Below are 23,111 nucleotides of genomic sequence, written 5' to 3' on the forward strand. Positions count from 1 at the left end.
GGGATAAATTACCTTTAAAAGTAAAAAATCACACTCTACTAAATTATATCTAACATTAGAAGCCCTTTAACTTTTAAATACGACTTGTATACAAGCGGGATACAACCTAAATTCATAATAACGTTTACATTTAGAATAGTCAATAAATTTTAAAAATTTAAAATTTTAATTACTTTCCTTACAGATTCTACTGATTTATCTAGGGCTTCTTTTTCTTCAATCGTTATTGGCAGTTCTATAATGCTTTCTATTCCGTTCCCGCCGATTACTGTCGGTACACCTAAATATAAATTGTTGTAGCCATATTCTCCTTCTAAATATGCAATGGAGGGGAGAATTCTCTTTTTATCACGAATAATTGCCTCGGCCATTTCTACTAGTGAAGCAGCTGGTGCGTAGTAAGCACTTCCATTTCCAAGCAAAGAGACAATTTCCCCGCCGCCTTTTCTTGTCCGCTCCACAATTGCATCCAAACGTTTTTGCGGGATAATTTTTTCCAAGGGAATTCCGCCTGCATAGGAATACCTGACAAAAGGTACCATATCATCACCATGTCCGCCTAAAACAAATCCAGAGATATCTTCCACCGAGATACCCAGTTCTTCGGCTACAAAGGTATTAAACCTGGCTGTATCTAATACACCGGATTGGCCAATAACCCGGTTCTTTGGGAAACCGGTTGTTTGATAGCAAACATATGTCATCGCATCTACAGGATTACTTAAGATTAAAACATAGCTGTTTGGTGCGTATGTCTTTACTTGTTCAGATACATGGCGCATGATTTTTGCATTGGTTGTGACTAAATCTTCTCTGCTCATTCCCGGTTTTCTGGCAATACCTGCAGTGATGATGAGCATGTCTGCATCTTGAATATCCTGATAATTAGATGTTCCAGTAATTTTCACATTATAACGTTGTACCGACCCAGCCTGAAGGATATCAAGTGCTTTCCCTTTTGCTGGGTTCTCTTGGTCCGGGATGTCCACTAATACAACATCGCCCAATTCCTTCTGCGCAATCATTAAAGCAACAGTGGCACCGGTATAACCTGCACCGACAACGGCGATTTTATTTCTTCGAAACGCCAAATAAACTCACCCTTTCACAATCATTATTCATTGACTTCTTTTATATTTTTCTTTCCTATATTAGATGCCCTTTTCTTCTGTTTTTGCTTATCAGGATTAGTAGTATCCAACATCTCCCTAACAGATTGGTCCGGACGTGGAATGACATGAGCCCCTAATAGTTCGCCAACACGCTTCGCCGCTTCACGACCGGCATCCACAGCAGCTTGAACGGCACCAACATCTCCTTGAATAATGACTGTCACAATTCCACCATCAACAAATTCTTGTTTGACTAATGAAACATTCGCAGCTTTAATCATGGCATCTGCTGCTTCCATAGAACCGACTAATCCTTTTGTTTCAATCATTCCAATTGCTTGTCCCACCAAATTCACCTCTTTCCACTTCGGTTGAATCGATTATCCCTATAATGACTGCATCAATGGGAATGGGATTATCCTTATCGATGAAACGTGATGAACCCCCGCTTGTTACAAGGACATGATCACCTTTTCCAGCACCGATACGGTCAGCAGCAACAAAATGGGTCCTGACTGCCTTCCCATAAGCATCAATAGGTTGAACAATTAGTAATTTCAAACCTTGTAAACCTTCCTCTTTGCGAGTTGCCCAAACGTTTCCGATAACTCTCCCTAATCTCATCCCACTGTCACCTTCTTCTACTTTCTAAATGAAATCGTTTTTCCCAGTTCACGTGCTGTATCTCTTGCAAGCGGTGTGACAATTGTTCCTTTTTCGATCACAATCTCAGTTTCATTTATTATTCTGATATCATTATTGCTAAGTAACTTTTTTCGATAGTTATGTGGTTTGCTCTCTGAACGAACAGGCAATGAATCTTGTTCTATTAATCTAGTGCGTTCCTCACCTGGTCGACTTATATAGCCTATTGTGCCTTTTGCAATGAAGCCTGCATTTGCTTCATCCGTGTCAATATGCATTTCCAAACGGTATCGTTCAGAAACTCTAATTTTTACATTTCGGTAGGCAATTGGTCGTACTCCATCTACTTCTACCGTTACATACTCGCCGTCTTCTACATTTAAACGCTTTGCGTCTTGGAGATCCATGTGAATATGAGCTTGGGCGATGATTAACCCCTCATCAAGATATAGACTTCCTTTTGGACCTACCAATGTAAAAGGAGCAGAACCGATAATGTTGCCTGAATCACGGAGATGTGGTTTCACTCCGAGCTTCATGGCATCTGTCCAGCTAACCTCCACCTGCGTAGAAGAGCGTACAGGACCAAGCACACGAACACGTTCAATACTGCCTCTTGGTCCAGCAATCATTACTGTCTCATTTGCTGCAAATTGGTTTAACTGGGAGAGATCACCTTTTTTGGTTAACTTGTACCCAGCACCAAATAGTTCCTCGACATGTTCTTGCGACAAATGGATGTGACGAGCAGAAACAGCGATAGGAATTGCATTTGCAGGATGTTGTTTTGCTGCTTCAACATTTCCTAATTGACTGAGTACTTCTCCGACAATCTTTTCAATCAATTGCTGGTTCAAGTCGTTTCCACCTTTCGATTAAAATTTAACTTTCTAATTTTGGTAAAATCATTTCCAATTCATTATGTGGTCGTGGAATGACGTGAACCGATAACAATTCCCCAACACGTTGTGCTGCCGCTGAACCAGCATCTGTTGCAGCTTTAACAGCACCTACATCACCACGTACTAAAACCGTTACAATTCCGCCGCCAACGTGGACTTTACCAATCAAATTTACATTTGCTGCCTTGACCATTGCATCTGCAGCTTCAATTGATCCGACTAATCCTTTAGTTTCTACCATTCCTAATGCTGTTCCTTCTCTATTCATCTCTGTTTCCTCCTACTAATTATTTTGTAATTGTTTTAAGATTTCACTAACCAAGTCTTTGACCATATCAGGATCAACACTTTGAGTAGTATCCATTGAATTTAATACCTGTGAAACGACTTGATTTGTAACACCTTCAGTTAAATCATTTGTTTGTTTTGGAAGTTCTACTTCTTTAATGCCATAAGCCATACGTTTAATATTTAATAAATGTTTGGCTGTTACATTATCTGAAGTTATGTTCCCACCAAATGTCCCGCAGCCTAATGTCATGGATGGCAATAATCCGGTTGTGCCGCCAACCGCTCCCACCGATGACATTGTATTTACTAGAATACGAGAGACCGGCATGTCAATCGCAAATTCGCGGGCTATCATATCTGTTTCCGTATGAATGGAAAGCGAATGTCCTCTTCCACCCAAATTTAACAGCGATAAACATAGTTCCTTTGCATGGTTCACATCCGCTGCAACATACATGGCGAAAATAGGCGATAGTTTTTCAAGTGAGAAAGGAATGTCTTTACCTAAATTTTTTTCCATTCCCACGATGACACGGGTTCCTTCCGGCAAGGTAATTCCCGCAAATTTTGCGATTACCTGCGGACTCTTTCCAACGATGTTAGGATTTACTTTCCCTGGAATCGGAGAAATCACTTTTTCCATTAGACGTTTTTCTTCATCTGACAAAACATAGGCTCCATTTTTCTTTAATGCGCGGTTAACTAGCTCCAAAATACTCCTATCCACGACGATGGCTTGTTCTGTTGCACAAATCGTTCCGTGATCAAAGGATTTACTATTAATGATGTTTTCCACGGCTTTTTCGATCTTTGCAGACCGTTCGATGTAAACTGGAACGTTTCCTGGTCCAACTCCATAAGCAGGTTTTCCCGAACTATAAGCCGCTTTAACTAATCCTCCTCCGCCAGTTGCCAAGATTAAATTCACATCAGGGTGTTTCATCAATTCTTGTGTTGCTTCCAAGGAGGACATCGTTAAGCATTGAATCAGTCCCTTGGGTGCTCCTGCAGCCACAGCAGCTGTATCACAGACCTTTAACGCTTCATGTGTACATTGCACGGCATACGGATGAGGGCTGACGACAATTGAATTTCTTGTTTTTAAAGCAATCAGTGTTTTAAAAAAGGCAGTTGATGTTGGGTTTGTCGTTGGAACAATTGCAGCGACAACGCCGAATGGGGCCGCGATTTCGATAACTTTCTTTTCTTTGTCTTCCCCAACCACACCCACTGTCTTTAAATCTTTAATACTTTCGTAAACGTCTCTTGAGCCAACCTCGTTTTTTATTTTTTTATGAGCCGCCACACCCATTCCCGTTTCCTCTACTGCCATTTTGCCAAGTCGTTCGGACTGTTTAAATGCTGCATCAGCAACTGCCTTAACAATTCGGTCCACTTGTTCTTGTGTAAAACTCATATAAGCCAATTGCGCTTCTTTTGCTGCTTTTACAGCTGTGCGCATTTCCTGAAGAGCGAGTAAATCAGTATCTATAACTGTTACCATCACACTCCCTCCTTTCTTAGTAATCTAACGGCCGTTTCGCCATATTCAAGATAGCATCACGAAAAGCATTCGCAGCTGCCTGGCAGGATGATTGACTGCCTGTGAGTAAACCACCGCCAAAGTTGGTTTCAGACGGAGGTGTAAAAAGCTCACATACTCTTACGTCAGCTGACTTTAATGCAGCATCTAGTCCAATCATTGCTTCAAGAGGGGGAGCTATTAGATAGGCTAACGGCTGCCCTACGGAAATACCGGCAACCTTGGCCAAATAACTTCCGCAGCTTGAAATGGTATTCGCATATAACGCATGATTCACGTTATCATTTATGGCTTCAAAGTACGCTCTGTTCTCGATGGTAAGGCGAATCGAATCGAATCCACTTTTCACTTCCTCAGGGGAAGGACCAGCAATGATGCCGATAAATTCTCCTGAAAGTGGACCAGATGCGTGAGCAGCCCCTGCGTAAAAACTCTTCGCATATACCACTTCCACATCAGAAGTTTTGGTAGATTCATCCGCTGCCGTATATCCAACATCATCAATAGTCGTTGTGAACAAACCTAAGCTTCGCTGATAGGTCTGCAAATTCAATTTCTCAGCTAACCCAGGATCTACATTTGGAATGACTTGCATAGATAAAATTTCAGCATGGATTTTTTTCATAAAGACTCTTCAGTCCTCCTATCCTTCCTTCTTGACCAGAGAAACACCACTAGCTTCATATTTTAAGATTTTCTGTATGAGTGTTCCTAAATAGGCTCCGGCTTCCACCGGAGGTATACCGCCCTTGTGAATATTCGAAACAACCATCCGATCAGCCTCTATCGTTCCGATGCGAGGTTTATAACAAATGTAAGCACTTAAGGATTCCGCAGATACAAGTCCTGGACGTTCTCCGATAAGAATGATCACGACTTCTGGCTGCAAGATTTCCCCAATCTCATCCATTAGGGCAACTCTGCCTTTATCGACATAAAAGGTTGTGCCAATATCAATGGATAGATTTTTTAATGATTGTACTAATGACAAGAACACATCTTCTAAGTTCTCCTCGATTGCTTTGGCACTTAACCCATTGGAAGCGACAATTTGTACGGTGGGAGAATGCTTACATTTGTCTTTTACGATTTTTTTAGATTCATCACATAATCTTCTTCCTAAATCCGGTCTGCGAATATATTCTTCTTTATCCATTACGCGCGAGTGTACTTGAAAAAAGCCTAAACGGTTTAATATTTCTTGAGGAACCTCACCGTAAACCGCATCTACTGCTGCTGCATGATCAAATCTAAATTGAAGCCAAGTACTTGTTTTAGGTCTTGAGCCGGCTCTTCCGACTGCAATTCTAGCTGGTGTTTTTTTACGAAGCTCTGCCAAAGTATCATCGTTTTTATCTTCCTTAGTTGGTGTGCGTAATAAGATGTTATTTGGCTTTTTTTCCTCCACAGTTGTTTTAAAGAATTTAACATCTCCCAGTGGAGTTGGAATAACCTTTTCTTCTGGAATACGATTTTCCCCAGCTGTCTCTTGAAACAACGTAACTGCCATCTGTTCGTTTTCTTTTGGAAGATCAACTATTTTCAAGTTTTTCGATTGTAATTTTTCAACGACCATCTTCGTAATTTTCTCAATGAGTTGTTCATTCATAGGTATCATCTCCTAACGTGAGAATATGGCAGGGTCGCCTGCCCGTGGACTTAGACGGCCGTTTTCATAAATCCCTATTTTTTCCAGCCATTTCAAATATTCGGGTGCAGGTGTTTTCCCAAAGGTCTGTAGTAATGTTGCAACATCATGAAAGCTCATAGATTGGTAATTCAGCATCACATCGTCACCCATTGGTGCGGCAATGATGAAATTCACACCTGCTGCTGATAAGAGCACACCTAAATCTTCAATGTCATTTTGATCCGCTTTAATATGATTCGTATAACAAATATCGACTCCCATTGGAATACCGTGCATTTTCCCCATAAAATGATCCTCTAGCCCCGCACGTATGACTTGTTTGCTGTTATACAAGTACTCTGGACCAATAAAACCGACTACTGTGTTGACGATAAACGGGTCGAAATGTCTGGCAAACCCATAGTTACGGGATTCTAAGGTTAATTGATCGATTCCATGGTGGGCTTCAGCTGATAATTCGGATCCTTGACCAGTTTCAAAATACATGACTTGCGGACCTGATCCCGTACCTTGCTTTAAAGCTAACTCTCTGGCTTCGGCAATAAGCTCCGCCGTGATTCCAAACGAACGATTTGCTTTTTCTGTTCCTGCAATACTTTGAAAAATCATATCTGCAGGAGCTCCTTGACGAATGGCTTTCATTTGTGTGGTGACATGTGCTAATACGCAGTTTTGTGTAGGGATTTCCCATTCATGGATAAAGTCTTTTGTAGCGTGTAGTAATCGTTTAACGCTCTCAACCGAATCGTCCACAGGGTTGATTCCAATCACTGCATCACCAATGCCATATGACAATCCATCTTTAAGAGATGCGATCATTCCATCTACATTGTCCGTTGGGTGATTGGGTTGTAAGCGGGATGCTATAGTTCCTTTTTGACCAATCGTTATATTGCAAGTAGATAAAATTACAACTTTATTTGCTGCATGAACTAAATCGAGGTTGGACATCAGTTTGGTCACAGCTGCAATCATTTCAGAGGTTAATCCCCTGCTTATTCGTTTGAGTTCGCGGTCGCCAACATCGTTACGCAATATATACTCCCTTAATTCCGCAACACTCCAATTCTTCATTTCCCCATAGATTATTTCGTTAATATCGCCCTCTATAATTTGAGAAACTTCATCCTCTTCAATGGGAATTAAGGGATTATTTCGAATGTCACTTAATAAAATTTCACTTAGGACCACTTTTGCAGCAATTCGTTCTTGAACGGTTTCCGCTGCGACACCTGCCAGCCGGTCCCCTGATTTTTCCTCATTTGCTTTTGCCATGACTTCTTTCAAATCGGCAAATGTATAACGGATACCACCTAAAATTGTATGTAGATTCATTATGGAACACCCTCCTTCACGATGAGTGAAATGTTAATGTCTTCACTACAACGGGAACGACTCCGGATTCAAGACTTCTTCCGATATCCAGGTAATCACCTTGTTCGACATTGATTTGATCTATACAAATAACACTTTGTTTTACATTCATAGCAAGTAATGTCTGACCTAGCACTTTGGCATGATCGGTTTGTACCACTAGTACAATCGGCAAATTGGGGTCAAAACGTTTTTCCATTACTTGAATAATAGCTGCTGCTAACTTTTGGATATCTCTAAACTTCATGTATGGAAGTTCAGAGAGGTAGAGAGCAATATTTTGTCCTTCTCTCCTTACATCGTACATATTTATGGCATGCTTGACTGCTTCCTCAAAATTTTCTAATCCATTTTGAAGGTTCATACCAAATGTGTAATGATATACTGGAACATTTTTAAGAGGTAATTCATTTCGAGCCACCTGGATGGTAGCTCCACTAATTTCCGTCGTTTGAGTACCTGCTCCAAGGACGGTTGCCCGTACGGTTTCAACTGGCTCAAGCCATGTAAAGCTTTGCAGCGCTTCATCTTTTAGCAACGCTACAGCCAAATCTTTACCTATGTCATCATAGTCAGAGCGTTGATCAGTGCCGGGTTCATGCTTATAAATAAATTCAGATATTCCTCCTGAAAAAACAAGAAAGTCGATTTTATCTGTCCAGTTTGGAAGATGCCCCAGTAATAGTACTAGGTCCTTTTCATGAACTTCATTGTTCACTATTCTCCCTAGTGATTCTGCCATCAAACGAACAACAAAATTTACATTTGGTGATTCAGAGGAATCCCCTATTTGTAAAACTCGGTTATTCTCTGCTAAAAGCTTTTGCACGGTAGGAGAAATGGAAGTTATTTTCTGCTCATGAAATTCGATGAGTCTTCCTCCTATATGCATGGTGCATGTGCCGAGAAGCACTCTATCTTTATAAACAGCAATATTTGCCGTTCCTCCGCCGATATCAATATTGGCAATTACTTTTCCCGTACGATGGGAATAGTCATATGCCCCTGAACCTTTTGCTGCAATAATACCTTCTAAATCCGGACCAGCCGTGGCTACCAGGAAATCACCGGCTTCATTAGCTAAGTAATGCAGTACTTCGCGAGCATTATGTTTTGTAGCTGTTTCACCGGTAATAATGACTGCCCCTGTTTCAACTTGAGAGGCTGTTATGCCGGCATGAGCATATTCGGAACGGACTATTTTCTCAACCTCTGCTACATTAATGGTTGAAGAATCCAGCAGCGGTGTCCTAAAAATGGGACTCTTGTACAAGACCTGTTTATCGACAATTTCAATTCTTGGTACTTGTGTAGTTTCAGCTGTATTCATTATGGTAAAACGGCTAATAATGAGCTTCGTTGTGCTTGTCCCAATGTCAATTCCTGCACTGATTATTGTCTCCTTCTTCTTGGAATCATTCACAAACTACCACCCCTTAACTAAAAAAGGCGCCTTTACATACTCGAAGAAAATTCTTCAAGTCGTAAAGGCGCCTTTGCCATTTCATTCACTTTTATAATTATAATATATCAAAAATTCAGTTAACTGTAAAGGAGTCAGAGAATAATAGTTTTTCATCTTCTGAGTCATGAACATACTTTTTGATCGAATCCATATCATTGAACTGTACTAAATTCTTTAAGTGTTCGATCCCAATGTTTTCGACAGAAGAAGTAATCACAATCGGACCATAAGAAATAACTGAACGAATCCTTTCTATGGACTCTGCAATTTTTGCTTTGGTATGATCACTTTTAGTTATCACACCAATTGGTATCTTCGGTATCCCCATCGTAAATCCAGGAGGGAAAGTTACTTTATCGCTAGTAGCATCCTGCAAATAAAAAACGTGGGTAACTTCTAAGGCAGTAGCCATTATATTTTTATAAAACATAGGATTTTCAGTATATTCCCCAGGCGTATCCACAATCCAATCGTAATAAATTAATGTCTGAGTTTTATACGCTTTAACCTCTACACCTAATAATGCATTTGTTAAGGTAGATTTGCCAGCACCGATTGCCCCGATAAGCATCGCCCTGTTTTTCATTTCTTAAAGCCCTCCCTTAGGATTTTGTAATCGTTGCAGGTGTGTAGCCTAATATTTCAGCTAAAAAGCGATTAATTTCGTTCATCGCCATATCCACTTCTGAAATATTGCCAACAATCACAAGACTTCCTGTAAATCTGTCCAAAAAGCCAATATTTACATTTGCTGCTTTTGTTGCTAAATCACCTGCAATAATAACCGTTTCACTTGGTGTACATGTCATAATTCCAAGTGCACCTGCTTTTTGGATGCCTAGCATTTTGAACATTTCAGCATCAGGATTTGCAATTAAGTGACTTAGCGTGATTTGTTTACCTGGGACAAATTCTTGTATAAACCTTTTTTTCTCTTCACTCACTTTAACCACACCTTTCTACCCTATAAAAAAGATGCTTAAAGAACGTTCTCTTTAAGCACCATTGCTCCTGCGTATTTACTTATATGCTGCAATAATTTCCTCTGCAATTGCCTCCATTGGCAGTTGGCTGGACATACTTGAATTCCTCATCGTTTTATAGGCTTCCTGTTCGGTCAACTGCCTCTTCTGCATGAGGATCCCTTTTGCCCGTTCAATCAGTTTCCTTTTTTCCACCTCTTGATGTGCGTTTAATATATCCTTTTTAAGCCTTTTTGCCTTATCTGCTTGATGAAGAGCAATCTCAATCGTAGGAATCAAGTTTGATTCTGCAATAGGCTTCACTAGATAACCGACAACATTATCTTGCTGAGCTTTCTCAACGAATTCTTTTTGACTATAGGCAGTGATAATGAGAATCGGCAGATCTAACTGCTTCCCAATAATTTGGCTTGCCTGTAATCCATTAATTTTCGGCATTTTAATATCCATCAAAATAAGGTCAGGCTTATGCAGATAGGCTAGTTCAATTGCCCGTTCTCCATCACCCGCTTCACCCACAACCTCGTAACCATTATCTTCTAACATCATTTTGAGGTCCATTCGGATGATTGATTCGTCTTCAGCTATTAAGATTTTCTTTCTCATCATAAATAACAACCTCCGGACTTACTGGAAACGTAATAACTGCATGTGTCCCGATAATTTCCGGCAAATAATGAAATTCACCATTTAAATCGTTCACAACTAAATTATCTACAATTTCCAATCCAAGTGAAGATTTCGGCTTCTTCATTCCAACGCCGTTGTCGGAAATATGAAGCGCTAACGAATCCTTACTTGCTTGAAAATCCACAATAATTTCACCTGATGCTTCAAAAGGAAAGGCATGTTTTAATGAATTTTGAACAAGTTCATTAACAATTAATGCAATCGAAACTGCTTTTCTTGATGAAGTTAAAATACAATTCCCATTTGATTGAATAACCAGCTCAACTTTTTTATGAGGGTCATTTATTACCATGGACGAACAGATTTTTCCTGTAAGCTTAACTATATCTACATCATCATCAGCATCTTCATTCGCAAGAATAATTTCATAGACAGATGATATACTATAAATTCGGTTTAACGTATCATGAAAATAAGGTTTACTTCCTTCAGGAAGTCCGTTTCTCATTTGTAACCTTAGTAAGCTGGCTACTGTTTGAAGATTATTTTTAACTCGATGATGGATTTCTTGAATAACGACTGACTTCATCATCAACTCTTTTTCTTTTGTGCGAAGTTCTGTTAAATCCTGAATAACTAGTATGGTTCCACTCATTTTGTCCTTTTTTCGTAATCTAAGCTTTTTCACAACTAAATACTTGTTTTCCAAAGATAATTCAAAAACAAATACGTCATCCAGCTGGTCGAATACAGGTTTGATGAATGGCAATAATTCCACTAAGTTCTTTTGTAGAAGTTCCTCGTTATGACTCATTTCCGTTATGAATTTAACACCTGCTGGATTTGCATAGGTAAGCCGATTATCTTGGTCCGTTAACAGACAGATTTCCATAAGCAAGTCGGAAATAATCGGCATGTCACCACGTTGATCTCCTAGCACGTAATCGATTGCATCCTGTCCAAAGAACAGACTCTGTGGTTCATTTTGATAAATATCGGGATAGTCGATTTCTTTCTCTTGGATAAGTACCCCAATGACTTCCTGTGAATCATTTTTTATAGGTACCACACTTTGTTCTACAGGCTTTCCTTCTTGTGTTACAGCCTGGCGGATAACGGACTTCTTTCCAGTTCGGTAACTATAAAAGACTCCTGGCTCGAAAGTGTCAAACACAATTTTCCCAACTACGGAGTTTCCATATAAAGAATCTATTTTTTTCGGGAATGCCTCGGCAACAATGATTGCGTGTTCGTTATGACTCATCTTACAATCTATGAACATATAAGCACCAGATAAATCCGCATACAATTGTAAAGTTGAGGCAACTTTTTTTAAGACTTGAATATCGGATACAGTTAAATCCGTGTATGCGTTACATAGCTGCTCAAGCCTATTGTCTTTCAAAATATATACCCTTCCTTTATATAAAATTATCTGCATATATTATTTGAATTGTTAGAATATACTATAAGGCCTTTTATCTTTAAGGTCAATTGAAAAAGTAAATAGTGCAGAAAAAGACGACTCGAGGGGGCCGAATCGCCTTTTTTTACTACTTATTTATGCAACTAATTTTGTTTTACTTTTTCCAACTGTTTTGTTAATGAATGGAACCACCCAGTAGTCTAAACCGTATTTACCTGCGTTATAACCTGCTGCTAAGATGATGAAGCCTAAGAAAATGTCTGTTGGGTTATGAGATACTGTTCCGGCTAAGAAGAAGCTAAAATTCATCACTAATCCGAAGAACATCGCTGCTGTTGTTAAACATCCAAGCATAAGTCCTAAACCAATTAATGTTTCGCCCCAAGGAACGATGAAGTTGAAGACATCGATGTTTGGTAAAGCAAAGCTTTCTAAGAAGTTGACATACCAGCCGTAAACCATGCTGCCATCTGGGCCTTTTACTGGATTTGCTACTGCGTTTTTCAAGTATCCTGATGCGTCGAAGCCGCCTGTAATTTTATGAAAACCTGCTGTGAACCATGCGTAGCCAAGGTATAAACGAATAATAGTTAAAATAGCTGTTGAGATTTTATTTTCTCTTAAAAAATGGTTAAACATAAGTCATTCCGCCTTTCAAATTTAACTTGTTCTCTATACTTACACTATATTGGATTTCAACAGTTATTAACATGGGTACAGTGTTAAGTTCACAGTTTGTTTGAAATGTTATGACGGAATGTTGAACAGCAGCCAATACACCGTTGGGTTACGACAAATCCTTCTAGGGGATGTTGCAATTTGTCCTCAAGACCTAGATTGAGGACGAATCCTTCTCGTGGTATCGTGCGATTTGTCCTCAAGACCCCGGATTGAGGACTAATCCTTCTCGTGGTTTCGTGTGATTTGTCCTCAAGAACCCGGATCGTGAGACCATGGGACTGTTTTTGTGGTTTTATTTGTCAAATAAAAGACCATGAGAACCGTCCCTACGGTTTTTTTGTGCTATACTTTAGAAAGTTTGTTTAATGAAAGTGAGGTTGCTTTTCTTGGAGTTATTAGAGTCAAAGGCTAATGCGAAATCCGTATATATATATCTTTTTATTATTGGGATTGTCCTTGTAGCCTTTAATTTGCGCCCTGCCATTACATCCTTAGGGCCTTTAGTGGGGATGATTCAGGAGGATGTTGGACTTGCACATTGGAGTGCAGGCTTATTGATGAGTTTACCTTTATTAGTTTTCGCCATCATGTCTCCCCTTGTTCCAAAAATAGCAAATAAGCTAACAAATGAAATGACATTAATACTGGGATTAACGTCTCTTTTAATCGGTATTTCAATTCGGTCGATTCCGATGACCTTTTTCCTTTTCACCGGAACTCTTCTGGCTGGATTGGGTATTGCGATTGGAAATGTTCTTTTACCTGCGGTTGTGAAGGATAAGTTCCCAGAGAAATTCGGCTTAATGACAAGCGTTTATTCCACCTCAATGGGGTTAATCGCATCCCTGGCTTCAGGAGTCAGCATTCCTTTAGCAATGGATTTTAACCTTGGGTGGCAGGGAGCCCAAATTGTATGGGCGATACCTGTAGTTGTCGCTATCCTAGTATGGGTCTTTCTTCGAAAAAATAACGGAAGGGAGTCCGGCGTCAGCCAAAAGAAAACGGGCTCTGACTCTACTTCACTATGGCGTACTCCTCTCGCCTGGCAAATTGCCATTTTCATGGGATTTCAGTCCTTTTTATTTTATGTAACGATTTCTTGGCTGCCTGAGATCCTACATAGCCATGGAATAAGTTTGGGAACAGCGGGATGGATGCTTTCCTTTACCCAGCTTATGGGATTACCCGCAAGTTTCTTCATTCCTGTCCTTGCAGGACGTGCGGGGTCACAGGTATGGATTGCTTTCATGTTAGGGATGTGCGCAGTTGTTGGGTATAGCGGGTTACTGTTAGGCGCCTCCTATCCGATTTTAATACTCAGTATTGTCTTGATTGGAATTGCATTGGGAGGAAGTTTTCCCCTAGCTCTCACTTATATTGGACTTCGTGCACGAAATGCAAATCAAGCAGCAGCGTTATCGGGAATGACACAATCAACAGGTTATCTCCTTGCAGCAGTAGGTCCGTTATTTATAGGCTATTTATTTGACTTGGCGCATTCTTGGACGGTTCCCATCATTACCCTAATAGTAGTCTCCGTAGTGGTTATTATATTTGGAATGCTGTCTGGTCGAAATCGTTATGTATAAATTACAAAGAAACCGAAGGAAAATATCCTTCGGTTTCTTATTGAAAACAGATTAATTTTTTAAATCAATTACAGCAACCGCATCTTCTTCTGTTCCTGCAACCTCTTCAGATTCAACTTCCGTTTCTACCTTAACAGCTTGTTCGGAAGTTTCAGTTTCAACAGCATCTTCAGCATGTACTTCTACTGCTACCGCATAGACAGCTGAATTGATCGCTGCATGTGCTTTAGCATTTTCGCTTGCTTTTACACTAGCTTGTGCCTTTGCTTTGTTAGCTGCAGATGGGTTTACTTTTTCAACCTCAGTTACTTCTGCCTCTTCTTCAACTACTTCAGTTTCTTCTGTTTCAGTTTCCACTACTACTGCTTCTTCATCAGCTACTACTTCTTCTGCAGCCTCTTCAGATACAACCTCAGTTTCAACTTCAACAGCTTCTTCAGCAGGTACTTCTTCTGCTACTGCATGGACAGCTGAATTGGCTGCTGCATGTGCTTTAGCATTTTCGCTTGCTTTTACACTAGCTTGTGCCTTTGCTTTGTTAGCTGCGGATGGGTTTACTTTTTCAACCTCAGTTACTTCTGCCTCTTCTTCAACTACTTCAGTTTCTTCTGTTTCAGTTTCCACTACTATTGTTTCTTCATCAGCCACTACTTCTTCTGTAGCGTCTTCAGATACAACCTCAGTTTCAACTTCAACAGCTTCTTCAGCAGGAACTTCTACTGCTGCTGCAAGTACAGCTGAATTGGCTGCTGCATGTGCTTTAGCAGTATCACTTGCTTTTACACTAGCTTGTGACTTTGCTTTGTTAGCTGCAGATGGGTTTACTTTTTCAACCTCAGTTACTTCTGCCTCTTCTTCAACTACTTCAGTTTCTTCTGTCTCAGTATCAGCTACTACTGTTTCTTCATCAGCCACTACTTCTTCTGTAGCGTCTTCAGATACAACCTCAGTTTCAACTTCAACAGCTTCTTCAGCAGGGACTTCTAATGCTGCTGCAAGTACAGCTGAATTGGCTGCTGCATGTGCCTTAGCAGTATCGCTTGCTTTTACACTAGCTTTTGACTTTGCCTTGTTAGCTGCAGATGGGTTTACTTTTTCCTCTTCCTCAACAGCTTCAGCTTCTTCGTCATCTTCAGTTTTTACAATTGCGTCAGTTTCAAAATCGATGTTTTCGGAATCTTCATCCTCATCTTCTTCATCTTCAATTCTTACAACCGAGTCGGAGTCAGCGTCTGTTTCTTCTTCCTCTTCTTTTGCTGCGTCGTCCTCATCTTCCGTTTTAGCAACTACATCGTTATCAACATCAACTGCTTCTTCAGATTCAGAATCCGTAGTCGTATCTGCTTCAGTTACATCGGTTGCAGCTTCAGGTTCAAGTTCAATAACAGGTGTTGTTTCCTCAACTGGTGCTTCTTCCTTTACTTCCTCTTCCACAACAACATCTTCAGCTTTTTCACCTTTTCCAAGAACAGCTGAATTTGGTGCTGCGTGCAATTTTGCATTTTCGCTTGCATGTTCACTCGCCTGTGACTTACTAGCTTTTTCTTCATTTGGCTTTACTTGTACGCTTACTTCTTCCTTTGCCTGAACAGCTGGTGCTGCCGGAACAACTGGTTTAACATTCACATTAACCTTTGCGTTATTGGATTGTTGCGCTTGTACAGGTTTTTCAGTTTTAGCGTGATCTGGTCCTGCTGCTTCTGTAAATTGACCTCCAGCAAAAATTCCAAACGATAATGCTCCTGCAAGTACAAAAGATTTAGCAACTTTATTAGGGTTTAAGTAATGTTTCATTTTTAATTCGCTCCTTTTATTATCATGATCCGTGGCTTTTAGCTGCGGGTAACATTGGTTAATAAAGGAGCTGCCTGCGGCGGTGGCGGTGGCGGAGCATTCACCCATTGAGTATTCATCAAGGCTTGCCGGGAAAGGTATGGCTGAACAAGTTTGATCTCAAAGTAATCATTCCATTCAAACCATTTATCCAAAAAGCTTAAATTATTTATCCCATGATTGACCCGATCATTTGATTGACCCCCTGAACCGTTGCTTCTCTGTGTTTGATTCAGTGCTTGGTTTACCTTAGGTATCTCTTCCTTGCTGGCAGGATTTTTCTGTGGCTCCTGCACAACGGATTCTGATTTTGTTATTTCTAAGTCTTCAGCTTGCAAATAGTCAATATTATCTACTTTTTCTGGTTTTACTTTTTCGACTTTATCTTCACTAACAGTATCTTGGATAGAATTTTTAGGATTCAACTGTTCTACTGTATGATTTGCTTGGACAGCCTCTCTATGTTCGGGGACATTGACCTGAACAACCTTTTCAGCCTTCTTTACCACCGACTTCGCGTTTTCATTTGCCTGCTCTGGCAAACTTTTTTCCAACGCAGCCTGATTTGGCGTATTTTGGGCTGGAAGCTGTTTTGCTTGTGCTTGGTTTTCAAGAGCTTGTTCAGGAATACTCATGTTCAGCGATTGCGCCTCTTCAGCTTTTGCTGGTACTGCTATTGTTGCAGGTTCTGGTTTTGATGCCGCTTCTGGTATTGAAGCTTGTTCCGGTATTGAAGCCGGAGCTTGTCCCTTTTGCGGACGAAGTTCATTCTTCTCAGCAAAAGCATTGTCTGGAAAAAACATCGCCGCACCAACAAATAGAGCTGTTATAAGAAATTGGCGGAAGTGCACTATTTCACCCCCCTTCAATGATTCGTAACGTTCACCAACAAAATTCGAGCAAAATCTTCGTTTTTTGTCGTTTTTCTTTATAAACGATTCTTTTCACCCAATTCACTTCAACATTTTGGGTAATTTTTAACATAACAAAAGACGATTCGGGGGGAACGAATCGTCTCTTTGTACCTACTAGTTAGGCCGCTGCTTTATTTTTTTCAGTATTAGTCTTTATTGTTTTACGTAGGAATGGTACTACCCAGTAGTCTAAACCAAATTTACCAGCGTTGAAACCTGCTGTTAAGATGATGAAGCCTAAGAAAATGTCTGTTGGGTTATGAGATACAGTTCCGGCTAGGAAGAAAGAGAAGTTCATTACTAGACCAAAGAACATTGCTGCTGTTGTTAAGCATCCAAGCATAAGTCCTAAACCAATTAGTGTTTCACCCCAAGGAACGATGAAGTTGAAAACATCGATATTTGGAAGTGCAAAGCTTTCTAAGAAGTTCACGTACCAGCCGTAGACCATATTGCCGTCTGGCCCTTTAACTGGATTTGCTACAGCATTTTTCAAGTATCCTGAAGCGTCGAAGCCGCCTGTAATTTTATGAAAACCAGCTGTGAACCATGCGTAGCCTAGGTATAAACGAATAATAGTTAAAATAGCTGCTGAGATTTTATTTTCTCTTAAGAAATGATTAAACATAAGTCATTCCACCTTTCAATTTTTGTTTGTTCTTTATACTTACACTATACTCGTTTTTCACCTTTTTAACATGACAATGTGAACAATTTCACAATATATTCAAAATGCTTTGACAGAATGTTGAACAGCACAAGATTAGTGACATTTTAGAAAAAAAGAACCTTAAAAAATATACGCTGCTTGATCACATGAAGGCAAATTTGTTGAATCCATTTTCTTTAAATATCTAGACAGATTACACAATGTTCCCTATCAACATATAGTACATTATTCATGGAAAAGTTGGAGGCGATCGTTTGCTTATACATGTTGTCCGAAGCGGAGAAACGCTTTGGCAAATTGCCAATCGTTTTAATGTAGATATGAATGGAATTATCGAAGGAAACGGCCTGCAAAACCCAAACCAACTGGTGGTTGGTCAGTCGTTAGTTGTTCCGGTGCCAGGCACTTGGCACGTCATAAAAAGCGGTGAAACGTTATGGTCCATTTCGCAGCAATATGGTGTGACGATAAATTCAATTATCCAAGCAAATCAAATCACCAATCCGAATGTTTTATATCCCGGAACCCGCCTAATGATCCCGTCAAGAATCCATGTCATCCAGCCGGGAGAAACGTTATGGCAAGTGGCGAACCGATACGGAGTTACGGTTCAATCTCTTATCAGCGAGAACCAAATACAAAATCCAAACCTTATTTACCCGGGTTTACAACTAAGAATTCCAGTAAGGAAACCAACCATTGAAGTAAATGCCTATTCTTATCAAGCAGACGCTTCAGGTGCCCAGACCATACATGAGCTTGGTGACTATTTAACATATGCAAGTCCATTTGCCTATCTGATTAATGAGAACGGAAACCTGCAGCCAGTCCGGGATGATTTAATGATTCAAGCTGCCATTGAAGAAAATGTCGTACCGATGATGTCAATTACAAACTTCACCTCCACTGCAGCTGGCTCCAATTTAGCTCATACCATTTTGGCTAGTCCGGAATTACGGGAGAAAGTCATCACCAATATGCTCCGGATTATGGAGGAAAAGGGATACCAGGGAGTTAACATTGACTTTGAAAATGTATTACCGGCAGATCGGATGAATTACAATCAATTTCTTCAGATGACCGTTGACCGACTTCATCCAAGGGGCTATTTTGTTTCAACCGCAGTGGCTCCAAAATTGAGCGCAACACAAGCGGGTCTGTTATATGAGGCACATGATTATGAGGCACATGGCCGGATTGCTGATTTTGTTGTGCTCATGACCTATGAGTGGGGATATCGGCTTGGTCCGCCTCAGGCAATCTCGCCTGTTAACCAAATGAGACGTGTCGTAGAATATGCGCTTTCCGTCATGCCAGCAGAAAAAATATTCTTAGGATTTCAGATTTATGCACGTGATTGGCTTCTTCCCCATGTTCAAGGTCAAGAGGCTGAAACATTTAGTACCCAAGAAGCGGTTGCTCGTGCTGTGAAATACGGAGCCACCATTCAATATGACACCCTCACCCAATCGCCATTTTTCCGCTACGTCGATGAACAAGGGCGCGGGCATGAGGTTTGGTTTGAAGACGCACGAAGCGCCCAAGCGAAATTCGACTTGGCCAAAGAATTCAATCTGCGTGGAATCAGTTACTGGGCATTGGGATATCCATATCCCTCAAACTGGACGTTATTAAGGGATAATTTTACTATAAAGAAGTTAAGTCGATAACTTAAAGAAAAAACATTGTAAACACAGCAAAAAGACGATTCGCAAGGGGGAGCAAATCGTCTTTTTGGTGACCACTTATGCAGCTGATTTTTCCTTGTTTTTTCCAACTGTTTTGTTGATGAATGGAACTACCCAGTAGTCTAAACCAAATTTACCTGCGTTGAAGCCTGCTGTTAAGATGATGAAGCCTAAGAAAATGTCTGTTGGATTGTGTGATACAGTTCCGGCTAGGAAGAAAGAGAAGTTCATTACTAGACCAAAGAACATTGCTGCTGTTGTTAAGCATCCAAGCATAAGTCCTAAACCGATTAATGTTTCGCCCCAAGGAACGATGAAGTTGAAAACATCGATGTTTGGCAATGCAAAGCTTTCTAAGAAGTTCACGTACCAGCTGTAAACCATGTTTCCGTCTGGACCTGTTACGGGTTTAGCAATTGCTCCTTTTAGAAATCCTGAAGCGTCGAATCCGCCTGTAATTTTATGAAAACCAGCTGTGAACCATGAGTAGCCTAGGTATAAACGAATAATAGTTAAAATAGCTGCTGAGGTTTTATTTTCCCTTAGAAAATGGTTAAACATAAGTCATTCCTTCTTTCAATATTTGTTTGTTCTTTATACTTACACTATACTCGTTTCTTACCTTTTTAACATGATAATGTGAACAATTTCACAATACGTTCAAAATGCTTTGACAGAATGTTGAACAATATTAAAACGTAACTATTATCATCGGTATCCAAGAGTGTTTTCCGCCATCTGCCAGTATTTCTTGCCATCCGCCAGTATTCGAACCAAATCAAAGAAAGCTAGGAAGACACGAACTAGCCCAGTGTGTCTCTTAGCTTTTTTTGTGATTTTATATGATACATGTTTTTATCAGCTACTTTTAATAGATCTTCTAGGCACATTCCCTGCTTAGGGAAGAGGGCTGCGCCGATTGAAGCACTTATTTTCACATCATTGAATGACAGCTGTCTCAAATTTTGATGGATTCGCTCCAGCATTTTATCCAAATCTTCCTTCCTATGAATATCAGGCGATAGAATGAGGAATTCATCTCCTCCCCAACGGGCTACGATATCTGATTTCCTTACACTTCGCTTCAATTGATTCGTAATTAGAATTAAATATTCATCCCCCGATTTATGTCCCAAATGATCATTGACCAATTTAAAGTCATTTACGTCAAGAAGCAAAACAGCACCAGTCTGGCCATTCTGTTCTAACCTAGACTTTATGGAAGTAAATGCAGACTCCACGTATCTTCGATTATATATTCCTGTTAAAGGGTCCTTCTCCGAATAATACTTTGCTTTATCGTATTGCTTGCCAAACCACCAAGCAAGTGGAAGCAATATGGGATATCCAATATACTCAATCAAGTCTATATAACCATCTCTTAAAAAATAATAAGATGTATATAGTAGATTTATAAAAAAAACAAATAAAAATGTAATGATTCTCCCATTATATTTCACTTTATCAACATCCTCATAAATTAAATAGAAAATATTGCGTTTTCATTTTTCATAAACTTAATTGGGTTCATAATACAATTTTACTATAAAAGTTGGAAAATTAAGTATGAAGATTAGCAATAGTCGAAAATTCGGCAAACTCTGACTGATTTCTTCTTAACTAATCGTTTGATTAAAACTACTCCAAGCCCTTGGGAACAAAGGACCTTTATCTGTTTTTCGGAAAAAATTCTGTCGATAAATAGTTTCCCAACCCCCACCTGAATTTCCCCTTTTTACGCCATTAGCAATTCATTCATACAAACACAAAAAACGATCCGGATTCCGAATCGTCTTTTGTGTAACTCTATTTATGCACCTGCTTTTGCTTTGTCTTTTCCAACGTATGTTTTAGCTGTTTTGCGGATGAATGGAACTACCCAGCGGTCTAAACCATATTTCCCTGCGTTGAAGCCTGCAGTTAAGATGATGAACCCTAAGAAAATGTCAGTTGGGTTATGAGATACGGTGCCTGCTAAGAAAAAGCTGAAGTTCATTACTAATCCGAAGAACATGGCTGCTGTTGTTAAGCATCCTAATAGAAGTCCTAAACCGATTAACGCTTCGCCCCAAGGTACAATGAAGTTGAACAAGTCGATGTTTGGCAGTGCAAAGTTTTCTAAGAAGTTAACATACCATCCGTAAACCATGCTCCCATCTGGACCTTTAACTGGGTTCGCTATTGCATTCCCTAGATATCCTGAAGCGTCGAATCCGTCTGTGATTTTATGAAGACCTGCCGTAAACCAAGCATAGCCGAGATATAAACGAATGACTGTTAAAATAGCTGCAGCAATCTTATTTTCTCTTAAAAATTTATTAAACATAAAGCATTCCGCCTTTCAAAATTTACTTGTTCTTTATACTTACACTATATGGGATATCGACAGTTACTAACATGGATATAGTGTTTAATTCACAGTATGTTTGAAATGTTTTGACGGAATGTTGAACAGCTGAAAAGTTGGTTATTTTATATGAAGTATCTCAGCCCTTGCTGGATAATTTCCTGCGATCTTCGGCTAATGGCGGTTGTTCGAGCCAGCCATTTTCTATTAAAAGCTCTGCCCCATCCTCGGCATACCGCCCTATATCAGCCATTAGAATGGTGTATTTCAATGCTAAATCCCTTCTTTGGGAAACAGATAAAGCAGCTCCCAAATATCCAACACCGGCAGAAACCAATACAACAATATGAAACAACATCAGTTTATCTGAGTATGGCGGAAGTGTTGAATCGGTAATTTCAGATACCCATGATTGTGGAGATGTGAGATCCTCTTGCGAGAGAATTTGGCTCATCATATCAAATTGCTTTTTACAAATTTCCTTCCCTCTTTGAAAATATTTTCGCAGCTTCTTGGACTGACAAACCTGACCAAAGGCAATTTCTAATACCGACTTGGCGACGGTTTTTTGCATATTGTAACTTATCCCGCTGATTTCAATCGCATTTAACGGTCTCTTATCCCCGAACCAACCAGTTAAATAGCTCTGATTATGTACAAAATCAACCTGCTTAGGTGTATTGATACGCGGTGGTTTACTATAAATTCCTTTTTTCAACATCAATTCAACAATTCGATTGTGAAGCTCCATGGCTTCGGTATTACATTCGTTGAAGAATTTCCTCTGATCACTACGTACGGAAATACTGACGGCTCCAGCATAACCTGTCAGCCCATGAATGGTCATAATCAGCATATATACAAGCATAAATGTATCGGTAAATAATGCTGGGGCATTAAGGTTAACGTCCTCTTTCGTGAATCCCTTTGGAATAGGAAAATTCTCTTGTTTGAAAAAGTTCTGTATTTTTTCAATATGTGCTTCTGATAAGCTAAGTGCATATTCCAGCATAGCCTTTACCTCTTGATCCTGCGTCGTCCGAATGGCATGACTAAGGACACAAATTGCCATCGAATCGTTCATATATTGAGTCCAGAGATTGGATATCTCACTCGTAGCTAAAGAAACGTTATGTATATTTCCCTCCATAAAACTCCTCCCAAAAGTTCATATAAGAATATTATGCAAAATTTCCCTCTAATTTATTTGGTAATTTGTCGAAATTTAGACGTTATTACAAAATAACTTCTTATCATCTCACACAGTAACGAAATCATAGTTAAAAGAGCACATGGACTCCTATAAGATATATTAAAATCATTTACGTTTTTTTCAATTTTTCTACTTTTTAAATGGGTATTCACAT

General features: G+C 39.8%; 24 protein-coding genes. 2 read left to right on the forward strand and 22 right to left on the reverse strand.

The genetic code is table 11. The annotated features are described in order from the left end of the window. Nucleotides 1-149: 149 nt before the first annotated feature. The 15 genes from mdh to M3189_RS11550 form a co-directional block, all read right to left on the reverse strand. Nucleotides 150-1,091 (reverse strand): malate dehydrogenase, encoded by a 942-nt coding sequence (gene mdh, locus M3189_RS11480; protein ID WP_251634201.1) that lies wholly within the window; start codon nt 1,089-1,091, stop codon nt 150-152. A gap of 23 nt (nt 1,092-1,114) precedes the next feature. After that, complete coding sequence (locus tag M3189_RS11485; RefSeq protein WP_353057420.1) at nt 1,115-1,459, reverse strand: BMC domain-containing protein; 345 nt, start codon at nt 1,457-1,459, stop codon at nt 1,115-1,117. Continuing rightward, nucleotides 1,434-1,736: a EutN/CcmL family microcompartment protein gene (locus tag M3189_RS11490; protein WP_251634203.1), complete on the reverse strand. Its 303-nt coding sequence runs from the start codon at nt 1,734-1,736 to the stop codon at nt 1,434-1,436. The genes M3189_RS11485 and M3189_RS11490 overlap by 26 nt, the downstream gene beginning before the upstream one ends. A gap of 17 nt (nt 1,737-1,753) precedes the next feature. Then, complete coding sequence (pduL, locus tag M3189_RS11495; RefSeq protein ID WP_251634204.1) at nt 1,754-2,614, reverse strand: phosphate propanoyltransferase; 861 nt, start codon at nt 2,612-2,614, stop codon at nt 1,754-1,756. A gap of 25 nt (nt 2,615-2,639) precedes the next feature. Next, entirely contained in the window at nt 2,640-2,927 is a 288-nt protein-coding gene (locus M3189_RS11500; RefSeq protein ID WP_251634205.1) for a BMC domain-containing protein, read from the reverse strand. A 15-nt stretch (nt 2,928-2,942) separates the two neighbouring features. Further along, nucleotides 2,943-4,454, reverse strand: a complete 1,512-nt coding sequence (locus M3189_RS11505; RefSeq protein ID WP_251634206.1) for an aldehyde dehydrogenase family protein — start codon at nt 4,452-4,454, stop codon at nt 2,943-2,945. A gap of 16 nt (nt 4,455-4,470) precedes the next feature. Continuing rightward, nucleotides 4,471-5,118 (reverse strand): ethanolamine utilization microcompartment protein EutL, encoded by a 648-nt coding sequence (gene eutL, locus M3189_RS11510; RefSeq protein WP_251634207.1) that lies wholly within the window; start codon nt 5,116-5,118, stop codon nt 4,471-4,473. Nucleotides 5,119-5,136: 18 nt separating this feature from the next. Further along, a complete protein-coding gene (gene eutC, locus M3189_RS11515) occupies nt 5,137-6,102 on the reverse strand; it encodes an ethanolamine ammonia-lyase subunit EutC (RefSeq protein WP_251634208.1) in 966 nt (321 codons plus the stop codon). Nucleotides 6,103-6,114: 12 nt separating this feature from the next. Then, nucleotides 6,115-7,479: an ethanolamine ammonia-lyase subunit EutB gene (locus M3189_RS11520; RefSeq protein ID WP_251634209.1), complete on the reverse strand. Its 1,365-nt coding sequence runs from the start codon at nt 7,477-7,479 to the stop codon at nt 6,115-6,117. Between the two features lie 16 nt (nt 7,480-7,495). Next, on the reverse strand, nt 7,496-8,941 hold the full coding sequence (locus M3189_RS11525) for an ethanolamine ammonia-lyase reactivating factor EutA (RefSeq protein WP_251634210.1): 1,446 nt from the start codon (nt 8,939-8,941) through the stop codon (nt 7,496-7,498). Between the two features lie 115 nt (nt 8,942-9,056). After that, nucleotides 9,057-9,569: a EutP/PduV family microcompartment system protein gene (locus M3189_RS11530; RefSeq protein ID WP_251634211.1), complete on the reverse strand. Its 513-nt coding sequence runs from the start codon at nt 9,567-9,569 to the stop codon at nt 9,057-9,059. A 16-nt stretch (nt 9,570-9,585) separates the two neighbouring features. Next, entirely contained in the window at nt 9,586-9,927 is a 342-nt protein-coding gene (gene eutS / locus M3189_RS11535; protein WP_251634212.1) for an ethanolamine utilization microcompartment protein EutS, read from the reverse strand. Nucleotides 9,928-10,002: 75 nt separating this feature from the next. Then, a complete protein-coding gene (locus tag M3189_RS11540) occupies nt 10,003-10,572 on the reverse strand; it encodes an ANTAR domain-containing response regulator (RefSeq protein ID WP_251634280.1) in 570 nt (189 codons plus the stop codon). Beyond that, on the reverse strand, nt 10,547-12,001 hold the full coding sequence (locus M3189_RS11545) for a sensor histidine kinase (RefSeq protein WP_251634213.1): 1,455 nt from the start codon (nt 11,999-12,001) through the stop codon (nt 10,547-10,549). The genes M3189_RS11540 and M3189_RS11545 overlap by 26 nt, the downstream gene beginning before the upstream one ends. A 156-nt stretch (nt 12,002-12,157) precedes the next feature. Beyond that, nucleotides 12,158-12,661: a DoxX family protein gene (locus M3189_RS11550; RefSeq protein ID WP_251634214.1), complete on the reverse strand. Its 504-nt coding sequence runs from the start codon at nt 12,659-12,661 to the stop codon at nt 12,158-12,160. Between the two features lie 428 nt (nt 12,662-13,089). Here M3189_RS11550 and M3189_RS11555 point away from each other — a divergent pair, with 428 nt between their 5' ends. Next, entirely contained in the window at nt 13,090-14,292 is a 1,203-nt protein-coding gene (locus tag M3189_RS11555; RefSeq protein ID WP_251634215.1) for a CynX/NimT family MFS transporter, read from the forward strand. A gap of 51 nt (nt 14,293-14,343) precedes the next feature. Here the strand turns inward: M3189_RS11555 and M3189_RS11560 are convergent, their stop codons facing one another. The 3 genes from M3189_RS11560 to M3189_RS11570 form a co-directional block, all read right to left on the reverse strand. After that, complete coding sequence (locus M3189_RS11560) at nt 14,344-16,086, reverse strand: hypothetical protein (protein WP_251634216.1); 1,743 nt, start codon at nt 16,084-16,086, stop codon at nt 14,344-14,346. A gap of 38 nt (nt 16,087-16,124) precedes the next feature. Then, complete coding sequence (locus tag M3189_RS11565; RefSeq protein WP_251634217.1) at nt 16,125-16,976, reverse strand: hypothetical protein; 852 nt, start codon at nt 16,974-16,976, stop codon at nt 16,125-16,127. Nucleotides 16,977-17,157: 181 nt separating this feature from the next. Continuing rightward, nucleotides 17,158-17,667, reverse strand: coding sequence for a DoxX family protein (locus M3189_RS11570; RefSeq protein WP_251634218.1), 510 nt, complete (start codon nt 17,665-17,667; stop codon nt 17,158-17,160). A 296-nt stretch (nt 17,668-17,963) separates the two neighbouring features. On the opposite strand from M3189_RS11570, the gene M3189_RS11575 reads away from it, so the two are divergent. Further along, nucleotides 17,964-19,379, forward strand: coding sequence for a LysM peptidoglycan-binding domain-containing protein (locus tag M3189_RS11575; protein WP_251634219.1), 1,416 nt, complete (start codon nt 17,964-17,966; stop codon nt 19,377-19,379). Between the two features lie 75 nt (nt 19,380-19,454). On the opposite strand, the gene M3189_RS11580 is transcribed toward M3189_RS11575, so the two are convergent. The 4 genes from M3189_RS11580 to M3189_RS11595 all read right to left on the reverse strand — a co-directional run bounded on the left by M3189_RS11580 (nt 19,455) and on the right by M3189_RS11595 (nt 22,894). Then, on the reverse strand, nt 19,455-19,958 hold the full coding sequence (locus M3189_RS11580) for a DoxX family protein (protein WP_251634220.1): 504 nt from the start codon (nt 19,956-19,958) through the stop codon (nt 19,455-19,457). Nucleotides 19,959-20,200: 242 nt separating this feature from the next. After that, entirely contained in the window at nt 20,201-20,857 is a 657-nt protein-coding gene (locus M3189_RS11585) for a GGDEF domain-containing protein (protein ID WP_251634221.1), read from the reverse strand. A 350-nt stretch (nt 20,858-21,207) separates the two neighbouring features. Beyond that, entirely contained in the window at nt 21,208-21,723 is a 516-nt protein-coding gene (locus tag M3189_RS11590) for a DoxX family membrane protein (RefSeq protein WP_251634222.1), read from the reverse strand. A gap of 160 nt (nt 21,724-21,883) precedes the next feature. Continuing rightward, a complete protein-coding gene (locus M3189_RS11595) occupies nt 21,884-22,894 on the reverse strand; it encodes a DUF3231 family protein (protein ID WP_251634223.1) in 1,011 nt (336 codons plus the stop codon). Nucleotides 22,895-23,111: the final 217 nt, after the last annotated feature.

The sequence above is a fragment of the Neobacillus niacini genome (genome assembly GCF_023715415.1).
Lineage (GTDB): Bacteria > Bacillota > Bacilli > Bacillales > Cytobacillaceae > Neobacillus > Neobacillus niacini_C.